This is a genomic window from Deinococcus deserti VCD115, assembly GCF_000020685.1.
Taxonomy (GTDB): domain Bacteria; phylum Deinococcota; class Deinococci; order Deinococcales; family Deinococcaceae; genus Deinococcus; species Deinococcus deserti.
In genome coordinates, this window is the sequence record NC_012527.1 from 251,611 (window position 1) to 275,638 (window position 24,028).

At 61.0% G+C, this 24,028-nt stretch carries 19 protein-coding genes; 13 read left to right on the plus strand and 6 right to left on the minus strand.

The genetic code is table 11. The annotated features are described in order from the left end of the window. The first annotated feature begins 174 nt into the window (after positions 1-174). The 8 genes from DEIDE_RS14430 to DEIDE_RS14465 all read left to right on the plus strand — a co-directional run bounded on the left by DEIDE_RS14430 (position 175) and on the right by DEIDE_RS14465 (position 7,913). A complete protein-coding gene (locus tag DEIDE_RS14430) occupies positions 175-894 on the plus strand; it encodes a FadR/GntR family transcriptional regulator (RefSeq protein WP_012694713.1) in 720 nt (239 codons plus the stop codon). Continuing rightward, entirely contained in the window at positions 884-2,350 is a 1,467-nt protein-coding gene (locus DEIDE_RS14435) for an ABC transporter substrate-binding protein (protein WP_012694714.1), read from the plus strand. Before DEIDE_RS14430 ends, DEIDE_RS14435 begins: the two co-directional genes overlap by 11 nt. Positions 2,351-2,459: 109 nt before the next feature. Next, positions 2,460-3,404: an ABC transporter permease gene (locus DEIDE_RS14440; protein WP_012694715.1), complete on the plus strand. Its 945-nt coding sequence runs from the start codon at positions 2,460-2,462 to the stop codon at positions 3,402-3,404. Further along, positions 3,404-4,282, plus strand: coding sequence for an ABC transporter permease (locus DEIDE_RS14445; protein WP_012694716.1), 879 nt, complete (start codon positions 3,404-3,406; stop codon positions 4,280-4,282). The genes DEIDE_RS14440 and DEIDE_RS14445 overlap by 1 nt, the downstream gene beginning before the upstream one ends. A gap of 28 nt (positions 4,283-4,310) precedes the next feature. Further along, positions 4,311-5,894, plus strand: coding sequence for a gamma-glutamyltransferase family protein (locus tag DEIDE_RS14450; RefSeq protein WP_012694717.1), 1,584 nt, complete (start codon positions 4,311-4,313; stop codon positions 5,892-5,894). Continuing rightward, complete coding sequence (locus DEIDE_RS14455; protein WP_012694718.1) at positions 5,891-6,643, plus strand: sulfite exporter TauE/SafE family protein; 753 nt, start codon at positions 5,891-5,893, stop codon at positions 6,641-6,643. Before DEIDE_RS14450 ends, DEIDE_RS14455 begins: the two co-directional genes overlap by 4 nt. Positions 6,644-6,645: 2 nt before the next feature. Continuing rightward, positions 6,646-6,918 (plus strand): hypothetical protein, encoded by a 273-nt coding sequence (locus DEIDE_RS14460; RefSeq protein ID WP_012694719.1) that lies wholly within the window; start codon positions 6,646-6,648, stop codon positions 6,916-6,918. Positions 6,919-6,965: 47 nt separating this feature from the next. Further along, positions 6,966-7,913 (plus strand): acetamidase/formamidase family protein, encoded by a 948-nt coding sequence (locus DEIDE_RS14465; protein ID WP_012694720.1) that lies wholly within the window; start codon positions 6,966-6,968, stop codon positions 7,911-7,913. Between the two features lie 517 nt (positions 7,914-8,430). On the opposite strand, the gene DEIDE_RS19650 is transcribed toward DEIDE_RS14465, so the two are convergent. The 4 genes from DEIDE_RS19650 to DEIDE_RS14485 all read right to left on the minus strand — a co-directional run bounded on the left by DEIDE_RS19650 (position 8,431) and on the right by DEIDE_RS14485 (position 13,332). Continuing rightward, positions 8,431-8,763 (minus strand): transposase, encoded by a 333-nt coding sequence (locus tag DEIDE_RS19650; protein WP_338032138.1) that lies wholly within the window; start codon positions 8,761-8,763, stop codon positions 8,431-8,433. A gap of 982 nt (positions 8,764-9,745) precedes the next feature. Further along, positions 9,746-11,287 carry a S10 family peptidase gene (locus DEIDE_RS14480; RefSeq protein WP_012694722.1) on the minus strand — a complete coding sequence of 514 codons (1,542 nt, stop codon included), beginning with the start codon at positions 11,285-11,287 and terminating at the stop codon, positions 9,746-9,748. A 460-nt stretch (positions 11,288-11,747) separates the two neighbouring features. After that, positions 11,748-11,915, minus strand: a complete 168-nt coding sequence (locus tag DEIDE_RS19235) for a hypothetical protein (protein ID WP_162485666.1) — start codon at positions 11,913-11,915, stop codon at positions 11,748-11,750. Between the two features lie 247 nt (positions 11,916-12,162). Further along, complete coding sequence (locus tag DEIDE_RS14485) at positions 12,163-13,332, minus strand: acyl-CoA dehydrogenase family protein (RefSeq protein ID WP_041227750.1); 1,170 nt, start codon at positions 13,330-13,332, stop codon at positions 12,163-12,165. Positions 13,333-14,152: 820 nt separating this feature from the next. Here DEIDE_RS14485 and DEIDE_RS19240 point away from each other — a divergent pair. Further along, the gene (locus DEIDE_RS19240) at positions 14,153-14,380 is read left to right on the plus strand and encodes a hypothetical protein (protein ID WP_162485667.1); all 228 of its coding nucleotides are present in this window, start codon (positions 14,153-14,155) and stop codon (positions 14,378-14,380) included. A 281-nt stretch (positions 14,381-14,661) separates the two neighbouring features. On the opposite strand, the gene DEIDE_RS14500 is transcribed toward DEIDE_RS19240, so the two are convergent. Continuing rightward, positions 14,662-15,657 (minus strand): extracellular catalytic domain type 1 short-chain-length polyhydroxyalkanoate depolymerase, encoded by a 996-nt coding sequence (locus tag DEIDE_RS14500; protein WP_162485668.1) that lies wholly within the window; start codon positions 15,655-15,657, stop codon positions 14,662-14,664. Between the two features lie 257 nt (positions 15,658-15,914). Here DEIDE_RS14500 and DEIDE_RS14505 point away from each other — a divergent pair, with 257 nt between their 5' ends. The 3 genes from DEIDE_RS14505 to DEIDE_RS14515 all read left to right on the plus strand — a co-directional run bounded on the left by DEIDE_RS14505 (position 15,915) and on the right by DEIDE_RS14515 (position 20,547). Then, complete coding sequence (locus DEIDE_RS14505) at positions 15,915-16,334, plus strand: hypothetical protein (protein WP_041227753.1); 420 nt, start codon at positions 15,915-15,917, stop codon at positions 16,332-16,334. A gap of 923 nt (positions 16,335-17,257) precedes the next feature. Then, positions 17,258-17,995 (plus strand): aquaporin Z, encoded by a 738-nt coding sequence (gene aqpZ / locus DEIDE_RS14510; RefSeq protein ID WP_012694727.1) that lies wholly within the window; start codon positions 17,258-17,260, stop codon positions 17,993-17,995. 779 nt (positions 17,996-18,774) lie between these two features. Then, positions 18,775-20,547, plus strand: coding sequence for a PKD domain-containing protein (locus DEIDE_RS14515; protein WP_012694729.1), 1,773 nt, complete (start codon positions 18,775-18,777; stop codon positions 20,545-20,547). 333 nt (positions 20,548-20,880) lie between these two features. Here the strand turns inward: DEIDE_RS14515 and DEIDE_RS14520 are convergent, their stop codons facing one another. Continuing rightward, positions 20,881-21,762: a hypothetical protein gene (locus tag DEIDE_RS14520; RefSeq protein WP_041227754.1), complete on the minus strand. Its 882-nt coding sequence runs from the start codon at positions 21,760-21,762 to the stop codon at positions 20,881-20,883. 1,385 nt (positions 21,763-23,147) lie between these two features. On the opposite strand from DEIDE_RS14520, the gene DEIDE_RS14525 reads away from it, so the two are divergent. Further along, the gene (locus DEIDE_RS14525; protein ID WP_012694732.1) at positions 23,148-24,017 is read left to right on the plus strand and encodes a MurR/RpiR family transcriptional regulator; all 870 of its coding nucleotides are present in this window, start codon (positions 23,148-23,150) and stop codon (positions 24,015-24,017) included. Positions 24,018-24,028: the final 11 nt, after the last annotated feature.

Consider the following 24,028-nt stretch of genomic DNA (forward strand, 5'->3'; position numbering starts at 1 on the left):
ATCCCTCGCATACCTCAGGGCTACGCAGCATTTGCGACCATTTTGATTTTTTGACAGGGCTAGACAAAGTGAAGTAGGAAGGACTCGTCCGGACTAAGGTGCAGCATCTCCACAGTTGGTCTGACCACTAGACCACAAGACCAAGCGCCCATCTTTCCAGACTGGAAGTGTCTCTTGACTATTAGCCCTGTCAAAAAACAGAAGCTGCCAGACAGTGTCGTAGACCGTCTGCTTGAGGTGGTGCGTAGCGGTCAGTTCAATACTGGAGATCGCCTGCCCTCTGAACGGGTTCTTGCTGTTCAGCTGGGTGTTTCTCGAGCCAGTCTGCGCGACGCGCTGACCCGGCTGGAGATGCTTGGCGTCCTTGAAGTCCGGCAGGGAGACGGCACCTTTGTCTGCTCCCCAGAAGGCAGGACGCTGTCACTGCCCTTCCAGGGCCTGCTGCGGAGTCTTCCTCAGACTGCTCAGGATCTTCTCGAGTTCAGGCGAATTCTGGAGCCCGAGGCGGCAGCGCTGGCGGCTGAGCGTGCGACGCCTGCACAGATCGCCAGCCTTCAAGCCTGCCTTCGTCAGCAGCACGTCACCGCAGCGCAGGGGCTCAGGCTCTCGCAAGACGACATTGCTTTCCACACCCTGATCGCCCAGATGGTTGGAAACACCGTCATTCTGCGCGTACTCGAAACCCTGCAACAGGTCATGCAGGACCTGCGGTCCCGGACCCTGCCTGGCCAGTACCCCGAGATCACGCTTCGCGAACACACCCGCATCCTGGCCGCCATTGGAAACCGCTCGCCCGTGGAAGCACGGCAGGCGATGGCGGACCACCTCGAAACCGTCGTCCGCACCGCCGTTGAAACCCCCTCGACTTCGTCAAAAGGAGCTTATGATGCTTAGACAGATTGCTGTGATGACCCTTGGCCTGCTGGGTACGGCCGCCGCCCAGACCGTGACCGTTGGCCTGGACGCCGACCCACCCCGCCTCGACCCGACCCTTTCGACGGCTTTTGTCGACCGTCAGGTCCTGAATCAGATCTTCGACAAGCTCGTAGATCTGGACCAGAACCTCAAGATCGTGCCGGCCCTGGCCAAGTCCTGGAAAATCACCAACGGTGGTCTCACCTACACCTTCACCCTGCGTGATGGCGTCAAGTTCCATGACGGAACGCCGCTGAATGCCGCTGCCGTGAAATACAGCCTGGAGCGCCACATGACGCTCGAAAACAGCGGACGCAAGAACGAGCTGAAGGCCGTCAAGGAAATCAAGGTCGTGAATCCGACCACCGTTCAGATCACGCTGAAGCAGCCGTTTGCACCGCTGCTCGGGGTGCTGAGTGACCGTGCCGGCATGATTGTCTCGCCCACCGCTGCTCAGAAAGCTGGTGAAAACTTCCAGAACGCACCCGTAGGGAGCGGCGCTTTCGAGTTCGCCAGCCGCAAACGCCAGGACAACATCACCCTCACGGCCAATGCCAGCTACTGGGACGGCAAGCCCAAGATCGACAAGCTGGTGTACCGCCCCTTCCCGGAAGGCGATGTCCGCCTTGCGAACCTGCTGTCCGGAGCCGTTCAGGTCATCACCCCGATCGATCCCAAAGACATCAGCAGGATGGACAAGAACGACAAGTTCAACGTCATGAACTACTCCGGCCTGAGTTACTACGGAATCTGGTTCAACGTGACCCGTGCGCCGTTCAACTCCAAGGCGGCCCGGCAGGCTGTGGCGGCCACGATTGACCGTGAGGCCGTGGCCAAAGTGGTGTTCCACAATACGGTCGAGCCCGCCAACGGTCCCTTCGCGCCCGGTACCCCGGCCGCAGCCAAGAACGCCCGTATCCCCAAGCCCAACCTTCCCCTTGCCAAGCAGAAGCTCGGCGGCAAACCACTGACCTTCACCCTGCTGACTGCTCCCGGTACGGTTCCGACGCAGCTTGCCCAGCTGTACCAGGCCATGTTCGCGCAGGCGGGTATCACCGCCAAGATCGAGCAGGTGGAATTCGGTACGCTGCTTGACCGTGCTGATAAGCGTGACTATGACGCCCTGGTCCTGGGCTGGAGCGGGCGTCCTGACCCGGACGGCAACATCTACGACTTCTTCACGACCGGCGCTCCCAACAACCAGGCGGGCTACAGCAACAAGACCGTAGATCAGCTGCTGAACAAAGCCCGGACGCAGACCAGCATGTCGTCCCGCGTGGCGACGTACAACGTTGCCCTGGGTAAAATCAACGAAGAAGTGCCCTACGTCTATGTGTACCACCAGAACAACGTCGTGGGTACCGCGAAAGGCCTCACCGGACTGAAGCCCATTCCCGACGGCATCCTTCGCTTCAAGGACGTCGACCTCAAATAACATTCGCGTACCTGCGATGAAGAGCGTCCTCCAGAGCGTCCAATACAGGCCGGAGGACGCTCTTCATCACCTTTTTCTTCACTGAGATGCCCTGCAACAAGGAGTGCCTGTGCTTGTTTTCGCTCTACGCCGCCTGCTCTCCACTCTTCCCACCCTGCTGATCGTGACCCTGGTGGTCTTTGCCATGGTGAACCTGCTGCCCGGCGACCCCGCGCGGCTGCTGCTGGGTGAGGAAGCCACTCCTGAAGCGCTTGCCGAGCTGCGCCGCTCGCTTGGACTGGACCGCCCCCTCCCCGAGCAGTACCTGCGCTGGCTGATGGACGTGATTCAGCTGGATTTCGGAACCAGCGTGAAAGACAACACCACTGTCACTTCCCTGGTCGCCGAAAAACTGCCCACGACCATGCAGCTGGCGGGCTTTTCGATGCTGATTGCCCTTGTCATTGCCATACCTGCCGGCATTCTGGGTGCGCTCCGCCGCGGAACGTGGGTGGACCAGGTCCTGACCCTGATGGCGCTGTCCGGCATCAGCCTGCCCAACTTCTTCCTGGGCATCCTGCTGATCTATGTTTTCAGTATTCGCCTGGCCTGGATTCCAGCCAGCGGCTACGTCAGCTTCTTTGAGGACCCAGGAAAAAACCTGCTGCTGCTGCTGCTGCCGGCCGTGACGCTCGGCGTGCACTCGGCTGCGGTTCTGGCACGGTACCTGCGCGGCAGTCTGATTGAGACCCTGTTTCAGGACTACGTGCGAACGGCGCACGCCAAAGGTGTCTCCGGACCACGCGTGACCTTCAAGCACGCCCTGCGCAACGCCCTGATTCCCGTGGTAACGGCATTCGGCCTGCAACTCGGCGGTCTGCTTGGCGGCGCCGTTATTACAGAGCAGATATTCAGCGTTCCGGGTTTCGGGCGCCTGCTGGTCGACGCGGTATTCACGCGTGACCTGCCAGTGATTCAGGGCGTAGTTCTGGTTTCCGCCATCGCAGTGTTCATCGTGAGTTTCCTGGTGGACATGATGTACGCCGCTCTCGACCCCAGGATCCGGTACCAGTAATGCAACAATCCACGTTATCCCGACCAGCTGCCCGGCCCAAATTGCGCCTGAGCAAACCTGTCCGCCGCTTTCTCAAGAATAAACTCGCCGTTGTGGGCGCGGTCATCCTGCTGATCTTCAGTGTGCTGGCGGTCTTTGCACCTGTTGTGGCCCCTGCCGACCCCAGTCAGATCTTCTTTTCCGACCTGCGTGCAGCCCCAGGCGGAATTCACCCGTTCGGGGCTGACGAGCTGGGCCGCGACATTTTTTCCCGGGTGGTGTACGGCGCGCGGGTCTCCCTGAGCGCCGGACTGGTCTCGGTGACGCTTGCGCTGGTTGCGGGCACCGCCCTGGGCATGCTTGCCGGTTACTTCAGGGGATGGGTTGACGAGGTCATCATGCGCCTGGTCGACGCCATGCTGGCGCTGCCTTTTCTGGTTCTGGCCATTGCGCTGGCGGCCATCCTCGGCCCGAGTCTGCAGAACACCATGATCGCCATTGCCATTGTCAGCGCACCGGCATTTGCCCGTATTACGCGCGGCGAGGTGCTGGCGCAACGCGAACGTGAATACGTGCAGGCCGCCCAGGCCCTGGGCGCCCGGGACAGCCGGCTGATCCTGCGGCATCTTCTGCCCAACATCAGCGGCGCGCTGATCGTGCAGACCTCACTGGCTATCGCCAGCGCCATTCTGGCGGAGTCGAGCCTGTCCTTTCTGGGCCTGGGGATCCAGCCGCCAGCACCAAGCTGGGGTTCAATGCTTAACGCTGCCCGCGGTTACCTGTCGGAAGCGCCCTGGATGGCGCTGTTCCCCGGCATGGCCATCTTCCTGACCGTGCTGGCCTTCAACCTGGTCGGCGACGGCCTCCGCGAAGCCATCGATCCTAGAACCCGCCACTGATTCTTCTGCGTACCAAAAAGGGCCTGTCATGCAACCTTATCCTTCTATACGTCAACCCGTCTACGCCCGCAACGGCATGGTCGCCACCAGTCAACCGCTCGCTGCGCAGGCGGGGCTGTTTATTCTCCGCGAGGGCGGCAATGCTGTGGACGCCGCGATCGCCACCGCCGCCGCCCTGACCGTGGTGGAACCCACCAGCAACGGCATCGGCGGTGACCTGTTTGCCCTGGTGTGGGACAGCGGCGAGGTACATGGTCTCAACGGCTCGGGCCGTTCCCCGGCGCTGCTGAACATGGACGCCCTGCCCGGCGGAGAAATGCCCACCCACGGCTGGCTCCCAGTGACTGTTCCGGGCGCTCCGCGCGCGTGGGCCGACCTGCATGCCCGCTTCGGCCGGCTGCCCTTCGAGCAGGTCCTGGCTCCGGCCATCGAATACGCCCGGCGTGGCTACGCCCTGTCTCCAGTGCTTGCCCACGGGTGGGCCCGGGGCATTCAGGCCCACCGGCAGCGCACTGGCGTGGTGTTTGAACCCTGGCTCGACACGTTTGCTCCATCCGGCTTCCAGCCCGCGCCCGGCGCGTTGTGGGCTTCCGAAGCCCACGCAACGACCCTGGAGCAGATCGCCCGGTCCGGAGCCGCAGACTTCTATGAAGGCAACCTTGCCCGTCGTATCGACACCTATGCTCAGGACACCGGCGGGCTGCTGCGCGCCGGGGACCTGGCCGCACACCAGAGCGAATGGGTCAAACCCATCAGCGTGCGCTACCAGGACCACGACGTCTGGGAAATTCCGCCAAACGGGCAGGGCATCGCCGCGCTGATCGCCCTGGGCATCCTCGACGGGATGGACCTGCCCCCCACCCGCGACGACGAGTACGGCCTTCACCTGCAGATCGAGGCGATGAAGCTCGGCTTTACCGACGCCCACCGCTATGTGGCCGATCCGGCCGTGTCCGACGTTCCGGTTCAGCAGCTCCTGGACCCTGCGTACCACGCGGCACGCCGCGCCCTGATCGGCGAGCAGGCGCTGAACCCGGAGCCCGGCGATCCTCAGTCACACGGCACGGTGTATCTGGCGACCGCTGACGGGGACGGGCAGATGGTCAGCCTGATCCAGAGCAACTACATGGGCTTCGGCAGCGGTGTGGTCGTGCCTGGCACCGGCATCGCGCTGCAGAACCGCGGGCACAACTTCAACCTTGACGCGTCTCACCCCAATGCCCTGGCGCCAGGCAAACGTCCGTACCACACCATCATCCCAGGCTTCCTGACACAGGGCCAGCACGCTGTCGGCCCCTTCGGCGTCATGGGCGGCTTCATGCAGCCCCAGGGCCACGTGCAGGTGATTCTCAATACCCTGCGCTACGGCATGAATCCGCAACAGGCGCTGGACGCCCCGCGCTGGCAGTGGACCAGCGGCAAGACGGTCGAGGTCGAGCACGGGCTCGGCGCTTCCCTGTCGCGCGCCCTGGCTGCGCGTGGTCATGACCTGAAGGTGCAGCTTGACCCGGGAGCCTTCGGTCGCGGCCAGATCATCTGGCGCGACGCCAAAACCGGTGTACTCAGCGGCGGCAGCGAGTCACGCGCCGACGGACAGGCCGCAGCGTTTTGATCCTGCTGTCCACCCTTCTGATTGGTCTGCTGGCCGGCGTACTGGGGGCCATTCTGGGGCTGGGCGGGGGCGTGGTGGTGGTTCCCGCCATGGAATTCCTTCTGCCGCGCCTGGGTCATCCTCTGACCATCGGACAAGCCGTCGCGATCAGCCAGTTCAGTGTGCTGGCCGTGGGGCTGGCGGGAGCAGCCTCCTACCTGCAGCAGGGCCTGGTCCGCGCCCGGACTGGGTATCTGCTCAGCCCTTACACCATCGTGGGCGGGGCGCTGGGCAGTTTTCTGGGTCTGGTTCTGCCAGCGCGGGCGGTCGCCACCGTGTTCGCGATGCTGCTGCTGTACTCGGCGTACACGCTTGTCCGTGGGCTCAAACGCGTGGAGGTCGAACGCGAACCCAGCCGTCTGGTGCCGCCCGCCATGACCTTTGCCGGTGTGATGAGCGGCCTGCTGGGCATCGGTGGCGGCACCGTGCAGGTGCCGGTCATGAACCTGCTGGGCGGCCTGCCGATCCGTCAGGCGATTGCCACCAGCACGTTCATCATGGGTCTGACCGCCGTGGGCAACGCGCTGATCTACCAGGCAGGAGGACTGCTGAATGCACAGCTCGCCTGCGCGATCGCGTTCGGAGTCCTGATCGGCGCCCGGGCCGGTGCAGGACTGCAGAAACGTATTCCAGACCGGGAACTGAAAATCTTCTTTGCTGGACTGGTGACGCTGACCGCCGTTCAGCTGCTCTACAAGTACTGGAGTTGACCATGAAGCTGCCTACAACAACCACCGAGGCAGGTGTGCTTTCTGGATGGGTATTTCCCTGGGGCTTCCGGCTGGCGCTGCCGGTGCTGCTGGCCAGCATGCTCTGGCCGCAAGCGGCGGACGCCGGCCTCTGGTTCATGATGGGCCTGCCTGCGTTTGCTGCCATGACCGTTGTGCACCGGAACTGGTCGACAGACCGCACTGTCAGTCTGGCTGCCCTGACCGCCCTGGGTGGCGTGCTTGCCGTCGTGGTCCTCAAGAGTCTGCTGCTGTAACCCAGAGCTCGCCCCGGAAATCATCCGGACATCAAAAAGGAGACATCATGACTATTATCCCGGTACCGGCCGAGAGGCTGATCTACGCGATGGACCGTTCAAACGCGCCGCTCGTGACCGTGCCTGACGGCAGCGTCCTGACCTTTGAGACCCGCGACTGCTTTGAAGACCAGATCCAGGATGCCGGAGCGGACTTTGTCACCCTCGACTGGACCCGGGTCAATCCCGCCACCGGACCGGTTTTTGTTGAGGGTGCCCAGCCCGGCGACGCTCTTGCCGTGGAGATCCAGCACATCGAAATCGGGTCACAGGCTGTCATGGTCACGGGTCCTGGACTTGGTGTGGAAGGCGACGTCCTGGAGCACCCCACGGTCCGGGTGTATCCCATCAACGATGGGCACATCACTATGGGCGCGGTGAAGATTCCTGTGCAGCCCATGATTGGCGTGATCGGGACAGCACCTGCAGGCGACCCTGTGCCCAACGGCACGCCCGGTCCCCATGGGGGGAACATGGACACCCGCCTGATTCAGGCTGGAACGACCCTGTTGCTGCCGGTCGAGGTGGAAGGCGGACTGCTCGCGATGGGAGACCTTCATGCCGCCATGGGGGACGGGGAAGTCAGCGTGTGCGGGCTGGAGGTCCCTGGCCGGGTCACCGTGCGCGTCAGGGTCGTGCCCCAGTGCCGCTGGCCTCTGCCGATGCTGCACACCGATACGCACGTGTACACCATTGCCAGCGCGGTGACGCTGGACGAGGCGGCCGTGATGGCGACCAAGCAGATGAGCGCGTTTGTTCAGGCTGGGACAGGCCTGTCCCCGGCAGACGCCATTGGACTTCTGAGCGCCGCTGGGAACCTTCAGATCAGTCAGGTGGTGGATCCGCTCAAAACCTGCCGGTTTGAACTGTCCCTGGATATCCTGAGCGCACTGGGATTCACCCCTGAGCGCGATATCCGTCTCGCAGCGACGGCTGGTCAGCCAGCTGCCGACTGACCCTGGACGAGCGCAACCTGGGAGGTCAGTCGCCGCAGCGCGAGTGCCTTTCTGACCTCAACGAGCGGTCAGCCTGAGAACCAGGGCCATCATCAGAATCAGGCCACCGAGGAACAGAATGAGCACTTTACTGGCGTGCGTTGCTTCGTAGCGCCGGCAGCGCGAAGCTGCTCCCCAGCAGTATCCCACTGACATCAAAACCGCTATCGACCTACGCTCAGATCAGTTAAGAGCGTTTTGAAAGGGTAGGGCTGTGAGCCATCACGCGGCGGCCAGCCGACGGACCATCAAGCTGGTCATGACTTCGTAGACGAGGTTTTTCGGATGTTTCCGGCAAGGCTTCGAAATCCTGACTCACCTGCCTTGGTGAGCCTGGACAGGCGACCTTGCGCTCCACGACCCAACGGCCCTTCAGCACCACGAATCCCGCCGGCACCTTCACTCCCCGTGGAGGTGCATCTCTTGGCGCCCAGGTGCCCTGCCAGCCTAATCACGGGCGTTTGACGATCTCCAAAGTTCAGCCCACGTGTGTCTTGATGTCCCCTATCATTTTGCCGCTGTACCCCGCGTCGGCCCATACGCGCTGCATGCGGGGAACACGTTCGGCAAGGTTCGCACAAGTACCGCGCCGCCTTTGGACGTCCCCTTCATGCACTTTGATGGCGATCACCAAATCCGTCGTATCTACGAGCAGATGACGCTTGCGGCCGCTCACCTTCTTTCCCCCGTCGTACCCTCGAGGACCGCCTGCGTCAGTGGTTGTGACCGATTCGCTGTCGATAACTCCCACGCTTGGTATGGTGTCCCTTCCCTCACGAATACGGCTCAGCTCACGCAACGTAGTGTGCACCCTCTCCCAGATCCCCTGGAGCCTCCTCAGCCGATGGTCGTGATAGACCGCCTGCCACGTGCCACGGTGGCAGGTCGTGCGGCATCAGCCGCCACGCGGTCCCACCACGCGGAACATAGAAAATCCGTTCAGGATTTCCCTCAGTGACCACTTGCGCGGACGACCAGGAGGCCGATCTGGAGGGAGAAATGGCGTAAAGACGTTCCATTCGGCATCTGTAAGGTCGTTCGAGTATGTGGATCGAGGCATGTCCACAGCACCTACGTCTTACCGTCACACGGTCACATAGGCTGACAGAACCTGCACCTAGACAGTTTTCAGACGCATTTTAGAACACAATGGCAACTGCCCAGCAGGTAACGGCCTGTCACGCTGAGCAGTGATGCTGGATGAAGGATCGGCCACCTGTTCAGACCCTGCTGGGCGCCGCGTTTCGTAAGCTAAGCTAGGAGGTCGCCTATGCTGATGAACCGCGCGCGTATCCTACTTCTCGTTTTTGGGGCCGTGGTCTTTCCGGTCGCTGTGACTTCATGCACATCGCCGGGAAACACCACCACGCAGGGAGAGAGCGAAGAATCAGGCGAGAACGAGAACGAAGAAGACGATTAAGTGCAAAAGGCGGCCTCTGCAAGTGGCCGCCTTCTGCATGGGCTGAATCTGACCTTGCGCGGCCAACTTCGAGATGCGCGCCCATCCGGTGGCAAAACATTCTGATTTGTGGACTGTGAAAAAGCGATCGCTTTCGCCGCCCTGAAGGAAATAAGGCTCAGGACACCAGCGCCGTCCTGCTGTTTGGGCCTGTTCTGAGTCCGGCCTCAGCGCGCAGAACACCGCGCCGTAGCAGGCCAACACGCCTGCACCGCGCACGGCCGCTCAGGTCCTCGCTTCGGCATGACTTCACGGTCACTGGCCAGCAACTGTTCCGAGCATCAAGGCCACATCCATCAGCCTGGCACCCCGAGCTACATCCTTCCGGTCGTGATCAGGACTTTTCGGGGGCTGACGACAGGCCACTTGCCCAGCCGATAAAATGCTTCAGGTCTGCCCCCTGTTGTTCCAGGCTGGGCAGCGCAACGTACATCATATGCCCGGCCTCATAGAAGGTCTCACGCAGGTTTCCCCGCAGGCTCGGATCGAGTTGCAGGTGGTCGAGCGTGTGCCGTGTCGCGTGATACGGCGTGGCGAAATCGAAGTAGCCCGAGGCCACCAGGACCTTCAGATGCGGATTCTGGTGCATGGCCTTGCGCAGCGTGTCTGAAACGCGCACATGCCGGTTTTCGAACTCCTTATAGCTCCAGGGCCGCACCCGGCCGGTCAGGATCTCATAGGGAAGATCAGACTCGAATCCAAGTTCTACTCGGACGTAATGGTTCATCGCGGCGGTATAGGGGCCCAGAATAGCGCTCATGCTGGGGTCGTACTCGCCGCTCTCACCACCCATATCCCGGTCGATGCCGGTAAAGCGGCTGTCCAGCCGGCCTACCGTGCGGCCCTCGTCCCGCAGCAGTTCCTTGCAGAACCGGGCAAGCGTGACACGCAGGTCGTTGCGGAGGACGAACTCAGGACTCAGGCCTGTCAGGTCGCTGTAGCGCTGCGCAACCTCCACCCGTTGTTCCTGGCTGAGGCGGGCCCCGGCATGCAGGGCGCGGGCGTAGTCGCCGTCCGCAAATGCTTCGGCCTCGCGCAGGACTTCGGGCAGGGTGCGTTCCCGGCCAAGTTTGCCGTGATACCAGGCAGTGGCTGCTGCGGTTGGCAGATGCACCAGGTACGGCAGGTCATGGCCTGGCGTGAAGTCCACGGTCGAGAAATCCAGGATGGAACTGATCAGCATGATGCCGTTCAGGAACATCCCGTGGCGCTCCTGCAGGTAACCGCTGAGCCCGGCAGCACGGGTCGTGCCATAGCTCTCGCCGATCAGGAACTTGGGGCTCAGCCAGCGTCCAGCCCGGCTTGTCCACAGCCGGATAAAGTCTCCTACAGATTCAATGTCTTTCTGAAAGCCATGAAAGTCTCCGGGCTTCTGTCCTTCGGTCACGCGCGAGTACCCGGTGCTGACCGGGTCGATAAACACCAGGTCTGAGTGGGTCAGGAGCGTGAACTCGTTGTCGGTCAGGTCGTAGGGCGGGCCCAGGAGAGCGCCGGCATCGCCCATAGCCACGCGGCGGGGTCCCAGCAGCCCCAGATGCAGCCAGACCGAACTGCTGCCTGGGCCACCGTTAAAGCTGAACGTCACTGGCCGCACACGCGGATCATGGTCACCGTCCAACGCGTAGGCCACAAAGAACACCTGGGCGCGAGGTTTGAAACCTTCTGATTCTCCCTCTTTGGAATGCTGCTCTTCGGCCAGCACCATGGTTCCGGTCGTGACGGTGTAAGCAATCTCCCGTTCACCCACAGTGATTCGGTGGTGGGTGACCCTGACTTCGTCCCGCGGCCTGCTGTCTTCTTTGGCTTCTGCATCCGGCACCCTGACCTTCACATCAATCTGGGTCTGATCGCGTGTCTCTTCCTGGTCTTTCCTCATACGTTGTCCCCCTTGTGCTGTTCTAGCGCGTGGGGAGCATGGCCCGCCAAGAAGGCGCATGGGTTCCGGAGGGTAGATGGTGAGGCACTTCCTCAGGAGAAAGCCCGTGGCGTGCCGACCAGCGGCACCTGACAGACCGGAAAGGTCCCTGGCAGATCACCTGCAGGCGATGACGGCGTAACTGCTCAGGTCAAGGTTCCTGGATCACTCCTTGCCCTCTGTCTGACCGGATTGAACGCTCCAGTATCCTGCTACCACTAGGCATGGGCCCCGCAGTCCCTTTGGAGCGGCCAGTAGAATGTGGAGCCTGACGAAGCTTTCCTGCTCCATGATGTGGTTCTGGCGGCATAGGTTCAGCCGCCAGCCAGCAACAGTCAGGTCAGCACTGGGCCAGGTGCTTCAACTGCTGCGGGCCACACAGATGTCCTCGACCGTTTCGCCCACCCGGATCTCCTGGAGCTCAGGCCTCCACCTGACCATCCAGGATCAGGGCGTTTTTCACGGCAAACACATAGTCATCTTCGGAAAGGTCATCCTTGCCACCAGCGTCGATCACCTGCTGCACCCGGGCCTTCCTGACTTCAAGGTCCTCGCTGGTTTGAGGTTCCGGCTGAGATTGGATGTTCATGTAGGCATTTCAACAGCAGGACGTGAGGTCTCGCCTGTCATCCTCCTAACAGTCCTTGAGCCAGTGATGTTGGTCTTTAGGAGGAATCCACGCGCCACAAGGCTTGGCCAGATCCACGGGCCTTCAGGACCTTTGACGGTTCGGCTCAATGATCTGCGCGGACCGTTGCCCCACATCGGAAGAGTGCTCTCGGTGAAGGAGCGTCACGCCCCCGCGAACTGTTGATCATCCTGCCACCCTGAGCGGCCTACGCTTCCAGACCGGCTGGTTGTGCCTTGAGCAGCGTACGTCCCGAGTTTTCGTCGATGGCAGCGCCAAAGGCAATGTGCAGCATGGCCGCGTGGGCGTCCCGGAAGGCCCGCTGCACTGTGCTGTCCGAGCGCAGCGCGCTGGTACCGCTGAGTTCGTAGAGGGTCTCGGTCACGTGTGCGGCGGTCAGGGTCGCGTGGCGGGACGCCAGTCCAGCTTCGGCCACCAGCTGCGGCGCGACGGACTGTCCCTGGACCGCGTGGTCCCACGCCTGGCTCGAGACGTGACGTACGTACGCCCGCGCCGCAGCAAACGAGGCGTAGGCCTGAGCAAATTTCGACTGGGTTCCGGGATGGTCGCTGAGCGTCTCCTTTGAGCCGAGCCGGGTGTGGCCCTGCGCAAAGGTGGTAAAAGCTTCCAGGGCTCCACGGGCAATGCCCAGGGGAACCGGCGCCATCCACAGCCACAGCAGCATCTGGAAGGGCAACCGGTACAGCGGACGGTCCAGCCGGGGAGGGTCAGAAAAGAGCCGCAAAGTGTGCTGCTCCGGCACAAAGACGTCTTCCACCTCAAAGTCATGACTGGCAGTGGCCTTGAGTCCCATCACGTCCCAACGCGGAATGATGGTCACACGGGCAGCGGGAAAGAAGGTCATGATCGTCTCAGGTGATCCGTTCTCCAGGACCTGCGGTTCACCTTCCTGCGTGACGACGCTGTTGCCGAGGATCACCTGACTCTGCAGGCAGCCACTGCCAAAGGCCCACCGGCCGCTGACCCGGTAGCCCCCCTCGACGCGTTCGGCCCTTCCGGTCGGAGAAAACATACTTGCGGACACCACATGTGTGTCCTGGCCAAACAGCTCCTGCGCTCCTGCCGGGTCCAGCCAGGCACTGAAGGCATTGGAACCCGCACCGATCATGGCGCACCATCCGGTCGCACCGTCCGCTGCGGCGAGTTCTTCCAGGACGTCCTGAACCTCAGCCAGAGACGCTTCAATGCCGCCGTAAGCCTGTGGCAGCAGCAGCCGGTAGATACCCGCCTGCTTCAGCGCCTCTACCACTTCCGGGTGAAGGCATCCGGTGCGCTCCCCTTCAGCTGCATGCTGGCGGACCAGGGCGGCGACCGCCTGGGCGCTTTCCAGAGGCGAATGCCGAGTCATAGTGGTCATGCCTAGACCTCCCGGATGTACTCAAGAACGGCAACAGAACGGAAGCGATCAGGGTGTGCCTTATCACTGTACTGCCGTTCGGGGTGCAGGAACACGGCAGGGCCCTGCATCCCAGGATGCCGGACATGGCCAGCGCGAGCAGACTAAAGACAGGTGCTGAAGTCAAGCCCCTGAACTGTGATACCTGTAAGTTCCCAGGGGTATCGTGCAGCTCTGATTCCGCCGTCAGAGCAGTCTGCCTGGTCCCTGCAGCAGGAGCGCACCAGAGCCCAGCTATAAAACAGGCAAGTCGCTCCTGGGACATCCGGTGTGACTTCCTTCTGCACACCCTCCTTCCCTAGTTCCAGAGCATGTCCGTTGCTCAGAAGGCACGAGGTCTACCCTCAAGGAGACTCTGGAACATCCGATGCCGGATGAGATGCCGAGTCAGCGTCTGCAGGGCGCGCCCGGCACCCGTGATGTTCTCTGGGAGGCTGAACACGATGCCCAAACGCAAGACCCAGAGGCGGGGTGCGTTCCCTGACACGATGAATACCGTCATTGACCTGACGCCAAAGCGTGAAACAGTTCTTGCTCAGAAAACCAGAGAGGTGGCCTCACGGCGACGTCTCCAACCTGCACACCCTGTCGCAACTCCCCCTGCCAGCAGTGGTCACCAAGCCTCCTTCGAGCAGACTCCCTGAGAGCAGCCGAAGACAGGCCACATCAGACGCATATCGTGCTCATCAGCGGCGCAGAAATCGGTGATTCGCCTTCTCATCTCGGACCATCCCGCGTGTCGTGAAAGAGCATTGTGACAGCGAATTCGTAAGCTGCTGGTATGCCAGGGCTTCTTCTCACACGCGTCATATCTACAGCTCAGACGCTGGCTCATGACCTGGGAGATCAGGCCCTGCTCGGACGCCTTGCTCAACTTCAACAACGGGCGCACCTGGAACGCACAGAAGATGTCCATCAGCTGCTGAGCGAGCTGCTCTCCATCAATGCGGCACTTGGGATCTCCGGCAATGAAGCTGTGGTCAAGAGTTACGGGTGGACATTGCCCTGATGATCGTCAGGGCAATGCCGGACCGCCCAGACCATGCAGTCACAGGCCACACCACATCAGCCCAGAGCATTCCAGCAAAAAACCGTCGTGGGGCCAGCGCAACTTGCAGCGCGTCGACCTGGGTACCGCACCGTGAAGGTGTTTGACCGCCAGCAGACCTGAAAGAGAGTCAGCTTAAGCAAGCGGGCGGGCACGCTCAGGTAGACCCGGCAGGCGCACTAAGGCTGTGCAGCCCCACGTACTGGCAGCCGCTTCAGCCATGAGCTTGACGCCGCTTTTTATTACCGGAACGCGGCGTTAAAGAAGCGCCACATGACAGCGCTGGCGTCGGGGCCGGTGGGATCGGTGTAACTGCCTTCGCGGCTTCCCCCACTCCAGGCATGGCTCATTCCCGCAATATTCCAGTGCTCAACCAAACCTTGCGCATACGTTTCTACTGTGTAGGACCGGCCTCCTGGTACCGACCCTGCACTCGTTACCTTCTGATCTTCGGACACGCTGTCGTTCTCTATACCGTCGTCTGCCAGATCATTGGTCTGCACCCACTGCGCCGCCACCTGGGTACCGTTCACTGGCGCCACCGTCAGGTCGTTCGAGCCGTGAAAAACGATGGCGGCCACACGCCGGCGGATCCCTTCTGAAGCGCTGTACGCCATCTTGCCCTGAGCATCTGGGTCAGGACCGCCCAGTCTCATGGCCGCCAGGGCCCCTGTCAGATCCGTCGCGGCCTGATACTCCAGTCCAGCGCTTACTCCGATAGCCGCAAAGACATCCGGATACGTTGCTCCCATGATGACGCTCATCGCTCCACCAGCCGAAAGACCTGCGACATACACCTGCTTGGAGTCGACCGCCACCTGCGACCTGACTTTGTCGACCATGGCCTTGATCACGGCAGGTTCCCCGGTGTTCCGGGCCTGGTGAGCAGGTTCGAACCAGTTCCAGCACCTGCTGGCATTGGCACTGGCAGACTGCTCTGGATATACCACCAGAAAGCCTTCCTGATCAGCCAGGGTATTCATCCGGGTTCCCGCAGCAAAGCTCTGAGGACTCTGGGTGCACCCATGCAGCATCACCACCAGCGGCCTGGGCCGGTTGTTGTTCGTGGCGGGCACGTACAACTGGTAATTTCGCGTCAGTCCTCCTGCTGTCGCAGCGCCGGACGAGACCCCCACCGGAACTTCAGACTGACTCTGCGCGCCCAGTGGAGAACTCAGCGTGTCCGCACAGCTCACCAGAGCCAGAGTAAGCAGGAATGGTGTCAGAACATCTTTCATAAGTGCCTCCCGCAGCCGTCGCGCGCTTTGTGACTCATCTGGCCAAACCCAACGTTGACTGATCAGAAGGTACCGGTAAGGTGTTCCGGCACCGTTACAGCCCTGTCATAGGAAAAAGCAAGTGCTGGTGCTGTCGGCTGAAGTGGCTGAGGCGTACGCTTACCATGCGAAATCGCGAGTTGCGTCTCTGTCAACGCCACTGCCATACGGTGTTCCACGTCAGGGCAACAGCGAGTGGCATGCGCCAGAATCGAGCTATGCCGCGCCTCACGCCCGATGAAACCACTGCTGTTCTGAAACGCCATCAGCAGATGCGCGGGGGCGTCCTGCGTCTAGCCCGCCTGCGGTACGAAACAGCTCTTCATCCCCCTACGCCAGACCTTGTGGTGCAACTCGATGCTCCAGACCTTGACAGTTCATCCGGTTGGTGCCGCATGAGCCTGACCCTCGAGGGGGTGGCTACGCTATGGCTGCGGGAAGACGAGGCCACGAACATGGTGCTGCTTGGGGGTCTGGCCATCGTATACGCCGGTGACCGGGTCTACGTCGATTTCAGTCCTCCTGCTGTGGACGGGTACGACCTGACGGATTTTTCCACATCAACTTTCAGTGTCAGCGCCAAAGCACTGTGGGTACAGGTCTCGCCATTGGACGCAGCAGTTCCAGACCCAGCCTGAGCCAACACGAAGCCTGTGGCTGAGACACCATCCAGAAAAAGGAGGCGTTTGTGACACTTGTCAGCTGTATGCACGTAGATTCTCGCGGCTTACGACCTCATGACCTCTGAGCACGCCGGAAGACTTTCGGAGACGTCGACAACCAGTCATTGAGCACATGTGAGGAAAGGACGCTGTTCACGGATAAGAGTGCAGATCGGTTGTTGCGATAGGCCGACTGTTTCCATGTGCGAGCTGCTTTTCTCCGTGACTTGGTTGCGTGAATGTATGTCAGTTAACCAGAAAGCCCTCTCGGGAAGAAAGAGAAACAATTATCCATGTCTTTTGCTCCCGCGCTCAGGGTATGAGGCAGGTTGCCGAATTCAGTAGATCCCTTACGGGTGAAATGGGAATTATTGATCCAGACTGCAACGCTGATACTGGTTCTCTCCATGTACTTTACTGTTAGCAAGATATGTAAAGCACTGCTGTGCTTTTAACCATTGGAACGTTTGCCTCCGCCATGACCTCAGATACTGCGGGACTATAGTTACCAATGCACTTTGAGCATCTGCTACTCATCAGGGTGTGGAATTGAGCGTACAGGGACGAGACCAGCGAATGGAGACGGCCCTTCGTGACGTGCAGGGCGCATAGCTCCTGGGTACATCTGGAGATCAAATGTCTGTACCAGCCACTAAAAAGGCCTCAAAAATATCCGAATGGGACATGGCATGAACCGTGAGCAAGTACCATGACTTAAATGTCACCCTGAGTACTGCTGACCATTTCCGGCAATGCCTGAATGCTCACCAACGTGCAGATACAAGGTACAGTTTGAGTGAAAAATCAAAGGACTCGACTGTTAAGGCAACGTCATCGTGGCGCCCCTGCCTCCCTGCCTGTGCAGTTGACCTCTGAGCACACGGAACAAAGGGGGACCTATGACGCGCATGAGCCGTTTGGTTGCCGAGTTTATCGGAACGTTCTGGCTGGTCTTCGGTGGAGCAGGCAGTGCCGTCTTTGCGGCCGCCTTTCCGGAGGTAGGCATCGGGTTATTGGGTGTGTCCCTGGCGTTCGGACTTGCCGTCATGACCATGGCCTACAGTGTTGGCCACATCTCTGGGAGCCACTTCAATCCAGCTGTTACCCTTGGCGTATGGGCAGGTGGGCGCTTTCCAGCCCGTGACGTGCTGCCATATATCCTGGCTCAGGTTGCTGGCGGTATTCTCGCAGCCCTTCTGCTGTATGGCATCGCCCGTGGCACTCCTTCTTTTGACCTGGCTACTGACGGGCTCGCAGCAAATGGATACGGCCAGCATTCCCCAGGACGTTATTCGCTGATGGCTGGGTTTGTGGTGGAACTGGTCCTGACATTCATGTTCCTGATCATCATCATGGGGGCAACACACCGCAAGGCGCCCGCAGGCTTCGCGCCAATTGCAATTGGCCTGGCGCTGACTTTGATTCATCTGATCAGCATTCCCATCACGAATACATCCGTAAATCCAGCCCGCAGCACAGGGCCTGCGCTGATCGTTGGTGGATGGGCAGTGCAGCAGCTTTGGATGTTCTGGCTTGCTCCATTGCTCGGGGGCCTCCTTGGAGGAATGGCTTACCGCTCCATGTTCAAGGACGACTCCGCACCGGATATCACAGGAGAAACCCAACCTGTGACCTGAACAGAAGAGCAGAAACTGGATGAGGCGTCACTGACGCAGCGGGATCTGCTTGAGCAGGAAGGCACACGTCCCTTCCTCTACACCAGGAAACACCCCAGACGCTGCCGGCGCATTGGGGTGTTTTGCATTGCCAGCCAGAACTGAAATACGCTGGATATCACCCCATATTTCGAAGCCTGGCCATGTGATGGTGAAGGGCAAACGAGGAACAATCTGAACGACAGTGTCAGCCCTCAGCAGCTACGCCCTGAACTTGCCTCCTCCGCTCAAAGCTGGGCTGAATTCTATGTACCGCCTTCCCGGTATTCCAGGCGATCCGCAGGGTGCTGCGCATCCCTGTCTTGCCTGAAGCAAAGTTTGATCACCTAACCGACGAATACAGAGTGCTAGGCTTGCGAGCCTGTGCCAAGACGAAGACGCCGAAAACAACCCCCTCGCTGGCCAGATGCAGAGGTAACACGGGCCACAAACATCCTGCTGGTCATCAATTTCATGCTGCTTCTTGCCGTTTTACAGGAAACCAGCAGATGATTTATCACACCACCCCACCGGTAAGTTCAGGATTCCCGGTGCACACGTCCAGGGTCTGGACAGCACGTCATGTCTCTCGCCCTTCAAAGAGTAAGACTTCCTACCGGACCGACAGCAGCTGACCGCCCGCGATTGACTGTCATTTCACGAGATCCTGACGCTCCAGTTCCTCCGCTTCTTAAGGGTTCCTGAAGGAGGCGCGCCACAAGCGGAAAAAGGTCCTGGCATGCTCGGCCATACTGTGCCGCGTGTCGTTTCCCCGTACCTTCCGCGCCCTGACTCTTGCCCTGCTGCTTGGCGCATCAGCGTCAGCGGCCAGCAGTCCAGACCTGCTGATCTCCCCTACCGGGGACGTCACGATTGCCGGTCGCAGCGTTCAATTACGTACTGCCCCGCAGTTTATTGAGGGTGCGCTGCTGGTGCCTCTGCGTGAAACTGCCGCCCTGCTGGGCCGAAACGTACAGGTCAGCGGAACCCTGATGCAGGTTGGACGACTGGTGGTCCAGACCAGCAACCGGACCATGACTATTGACGGTGTTCCCTATGCTGGCGCACTGGTCGTCACCCCGGGTGGAGACCCGCTCGTGGAGGCACGCCTGCTGGCATACGCCCTCGACGGGCAGCTGGTCACCCGGCCGGGGGGCGCTGTAGCCCTGACGGGCGTTCCAGCGCAAGGCACCCCAGCTGTCAGCACGCCGGCGCCAGTCAATCCACCCATTACTTCACCGGCGCCGCCGCCGTCCACTCCTGCGCCTCAGCCAGCAGGAGCCGGCCTCCCGGAAGCGCGTTTTGCAACCAATAAAACAGTCTACGCTCCCGGAGAACGGGTTGTTTACACCGATTTCTCCTTCGACCAGGACGGGCTGAATCTGGCGCGGCAATGGACCGGCGCGGAGGAAGTGTTCTTTACCCCCGGCGAGCACCGCATAACGCTGACGGTGACGAACAGTAAGGGCCGGGTCAGTGCGCCGTTCACCCGAATTGTTCAGGTGCAGGGCGCCCCGGTGAACACACCACTCTCGTATGCGCTGCGCCATACCCCCATTGGCTCGACCTTCAAAGACACCCTTAATCCTGCCTACCCCGCCGTGACGCCCGTAACCCAGGCAGGCGCTTCTTTCCCACTGCTGTTCAGCGACTCCCCGGAAACACCTACCCAAAGCGGCGTGCTGTACCAGGACCGGGCGTCCGGGCGGGTGCGCGTCGTGGCCTACCACATCAACCGGCTCCCCAGACCCGCACGCCTGTATGTCCTGGCGCGGCCCCGCAGCGCGGCAGCCGCCGTGCAGGTCCTTCGCGGAGGCAGCGCTGGAGGCACGCGCATAGAAAGCGTGCTTGGACAGGTGAGTGTGCTGGACTTTCTGACCGGTACCGGCTCTCCTCGTCAGCAGCTCAGCACTTCAGGCGTAACGGCGCTGTATACCAGCCCACTGCTGACGCCTGAACAGGGAGCCACAGCGCTGCTTGACCTGCACATTACCGGTGAGGCTGACCTCAGCGTGGTCATGCTTGAGGAGGGCAGGCCGCTGACCGACGAGACCCTCAGGGCCCTTCCAGTTCTGCCACCTGACGCTCAACATCAACGCGGCACATTCCCAGGGGCAGTACGCAGCCTCACTGTACGGGTAGGGTCCTCACCTGCACGCTTGACGCTGGGCGACAACCTGAGTGACCCGGCGCTCAGTGGTGTGGACGCAACCACCGGGGCGCCGCAGCGCCTGAGCGGCAATTACGGGGTTCAGTACGACATCACGGTCGAGAACTCCGTCCCCGGCAACAGCACCGTAGCCACGTTCGTGCCGCGTGGTGGCGCTTACCGCGGCGGCCTGACCGTAGAGGACGGACAGGACCGTCAGATCATCAGAATTCCCGGTTCAGGGGTCCTGACCAATGGTGACCACCCGATGATGTTGTGGAAGACGCGGTCGAGATCCTTCCGGCTTTCTTTTATTCCTACGGGAGGCTCATTCCTCCCGGTTTCCCTGGTGTTCTACCCGCACCAGGGTGAGCTCAGGCCCTGAGGAGAAGCAGAGGCCCGGCACGTATTCGTCCAGGGAGCAAACAGATCGCGGCTTGCCAGAGGAGGCGGTGTCGCCGCCCGCGACGTCGCGCCGCATTCTGTTGACCTGGTTGCAGGGGTCTGCATCACGGCAAGATCCCCTCACGGAGTGGCCCCGTGCAGCAGGGTCAGTCACGAGGGGTTCTGCTCCGGACCGGAGGGGCCCAGCAGGACCACGAACTCCTGGCGGCGCGAACGCCGCTTAGGGATTCCCGAACTTCCCGGTTAAGCAGCGGCAACATGGACCACGGCGCGTGAAATTCCAGGAACCGGTATGTGCCGCAGATTTCCTGGTTTACGAGGTATACCGCTCGACCGCAATCTCGAAGGCCTGTTCGTACTGCTCGGCATAAGCAGCCTCGGCCTGCCTGATGGCCTCGTCCCGCGCCGCTGCTGCCTCAGCACGGATTCTCTCGGCTGCTCCCTGCAGGGCAGACAAGGCCCGCTGGTAGCTCAGATCAACAGCTTCTTTCAGGGTGGACGGCACCACAAGCTCGACGACAAACACCCTGTTGCGGCTGAATGACCGTACATGTCCCTGCAACCCGACCTGTAACCTGGCGACCCTCAGGTACAGACGTGCTTCAGCCAGATGATGAAACTCCCTGAAAAAGACAACGGACTCCTGTGTCGTAGCTGACGGCCTGCGCGACTGATCAGCGGTGCCAAACGGTTCCTGGCTGGAGGTCCTGGTACCAGCGCTCTGCTGGCTGGCGCTCTCACCTCCACGTGCGTGCCGCGCTTCTTCTGCTTTCCGGCGCCTGGACTGAGCCCTGCGTTCCCGGTCACGGCGAGCTTCAGCCGCCTGACGCCTGGCCTCCCCGACGCGGCGCGCCTCCTCCTGCGACTGATCGCGTTGGGTGGCCTGCCGGTCCTCCCGGGTATACGTCACGTACTCCAACCGGCAGTACGACACCAGGTCATCGTAGATGGTCTGTGCCGCCGCCCTGCACTTCACGCGCGACCCCTGCCGGGACAAAATCCGGTCAAGCCACTGCATCAGTGTCTGATCACCAAGCCTGACGCCAATATTCGACACGTCCAGCGCATGTGCTTCCGCCAGCAGCCGTGAATAGGCGCTGGTGCCCCTGACAGCCTGGAACAGGCCCTGACTGAAGCGGGGACCATGCAGCAGCCTTCTGCGCTCTGCACCGCTGAGATGCTGAAACAGCAGCACTTCAAAGTCGACGGTTGACGCTGATGTCCCGTGCTTCTGGCCCCCGGCGGCCGGCTGGCCGCGCCCGGGTGACGCCTGTGCTCTGGAGGAGCCCGGTCGTGCAGAACGCTGCTCACTCCCATGTGAAGGGCCGGGCGCGTCTGCCAGCCCAAGCCTGATTTCCAGAAGTTCCATATCCCACCGCCGGGGCAGGGATGAATCCAGCTCGGACAGCATGACACCGTGTGGCTCGACAAGGCGGAGCAGGACCTGCAGGCATTTGCGCTTCTCGCCGGAATGCGGGGTAGAGACACCCTGCCTGTAAACCTTGACGGCCTTGTCGACCGCCCTCTGGCGATCTGTCCGGCTCCCCGAACTGCGATCCTCTGTCTTAGGTCCAGGCATTTCGTCTTCTGGGCGCCGACGCCACAGCCTGAGCAGCCTTCCCACAACAGAACCGTGCAGTGTGGCAGGCCAGGCCCAGCGCCTGAACTTTGCCGTTCGGCAGGACCCATGAGAGAGACAGCTGTTCCATCGGGAGATATTCTGCCGCACTGGAATGTGAGGCACCAGAGGAAGGAAGTGTGTTCGAGACGCCTTTTATGACTTTCGCCTGCGGAAACTGACTGCATCACGGTCCTTGAAGCTCCGTCAACGTAAGGCCGCTGAGCACATCGCAACCAGGGCAGTGGCTGCCCGTCATGAAATAGCGGACGAGATCACGGCTGCCGGACGAGCACAACGGGTCTACTGGAACTCTGCTTTTTCTTAGCGTGACGCCGCCCTATTCCTGGAGAAAGGCGTACGACGCTGCGGGGCCTTGTGATGCTGCGGTTTCTGGACACCTGCTACCAATCCAGGAAGTCACAGGTTCAGCGGAGAAGGTGACTTATTGTCGCAACCCAGAATCAGTGGTTCTGGCCTCCGGCCCCCGCATGAATTCCAGGGCCAGGGCAAAGGCCTGCCCCTCCTTCTTTCTGCCCACTACGAGATAGCCTCCCAGCAGGAACCTTACTCCACCTATGTAGCAATAAATACTGCAGTTTGTTTCATAGATATCACTCGGTTTATGGAGTATTCTACCATTCTTGACCCGAGAGCGCGATATGCCTTCTTCGGAACATCTTTTCCCACGCACCAGGACTCAAAGATAAAAAATGAAATTTTCCCCCAGTATGCGGAAAGTTTACACAGCAGGAAGAACGGTCGGCAGGCAGAGTCACTCAGCAACTTGGGAGGTCAGCCGGGAAAAGATCACAGGATTTCATAGATCGCCGTATGCGGAGTGGAGTCAATCTTCACTCTGCTCTTCCATTTCTGACATGCCGGAAGTACATTCGGAGTGTCGCTCATTCAACACATAACTCAGGCCCCATACCGTGGGATCACAAGGACATCAACTCTGTATGTACAGTGCCTCTTCCAATCTGCCGCCCATTCTGCGTCGCCTGCATCTGCAGCGCGGCGAGGCTGGGGCAGCAACTGGCCGGGTCATTGAGTGCATCCTCGACGATCCGGAAGCCTTTCTGGGGCTGACCATTGCAGAGTTGAGTGAGAGGACAAAAACCAGTGACGCCACAGTGGTCCGTCTGGTACAGAGTCTGGGATTCGGAGGATTCCAGGATTTCAAACTGCAGCTGTCCCGGTCTCTGGCTGTCACACGCCAGAGCAATCTTGCCGTCGATGCCGGCGACGCCGCCGTCACGATTGTGGGCAAGGTGTTCGACAATGCCGGCGTTGCCCTGCGGGACACGCTCGAACACCTGGACCTGGAAGCTTTCAGTGCCGCGGTGCATTCCGTTTCTCTCTCCCGGCACGTGGCTCTGATTGGACTCGGGTGGAGTGGCCTGGTGGCCCAGGATGGCGAACAGAGGGGCGCGCGCCTGGGAATCTCCTGTAAGGCCTATACCGATCCGAGCATGTTTTTACAGGCAAGTTCCCTTCTGGAACCTACCGATGTCCTGATCGCCGTGTCGTTCAGCGGCGCAAGCGCGGACATTGTCAGGGCTGCCCGTCTGGCCCGGCAGACAGGGGCCACAGTGGTGGCACTGACAGGACTGGGGCGCTCCGCACTGGCCCGCACCGCGCACCATACGTTGACCAGTTCTGCGCCAGGTGACATGTACCGGCCTGAAGTGCTGAATGTCCGGTTCGCTCAGCTCTGCCTGCTTGACGCCCTCTTTACCAGCTTCCACGTCTCCCAGGAACCGTACATGACCGAACGGCTCTCACGGGCGCAGGACGCCCGCCGCGCGCTGAACGCCGATTCCGCCTGAACCCTCTCTGA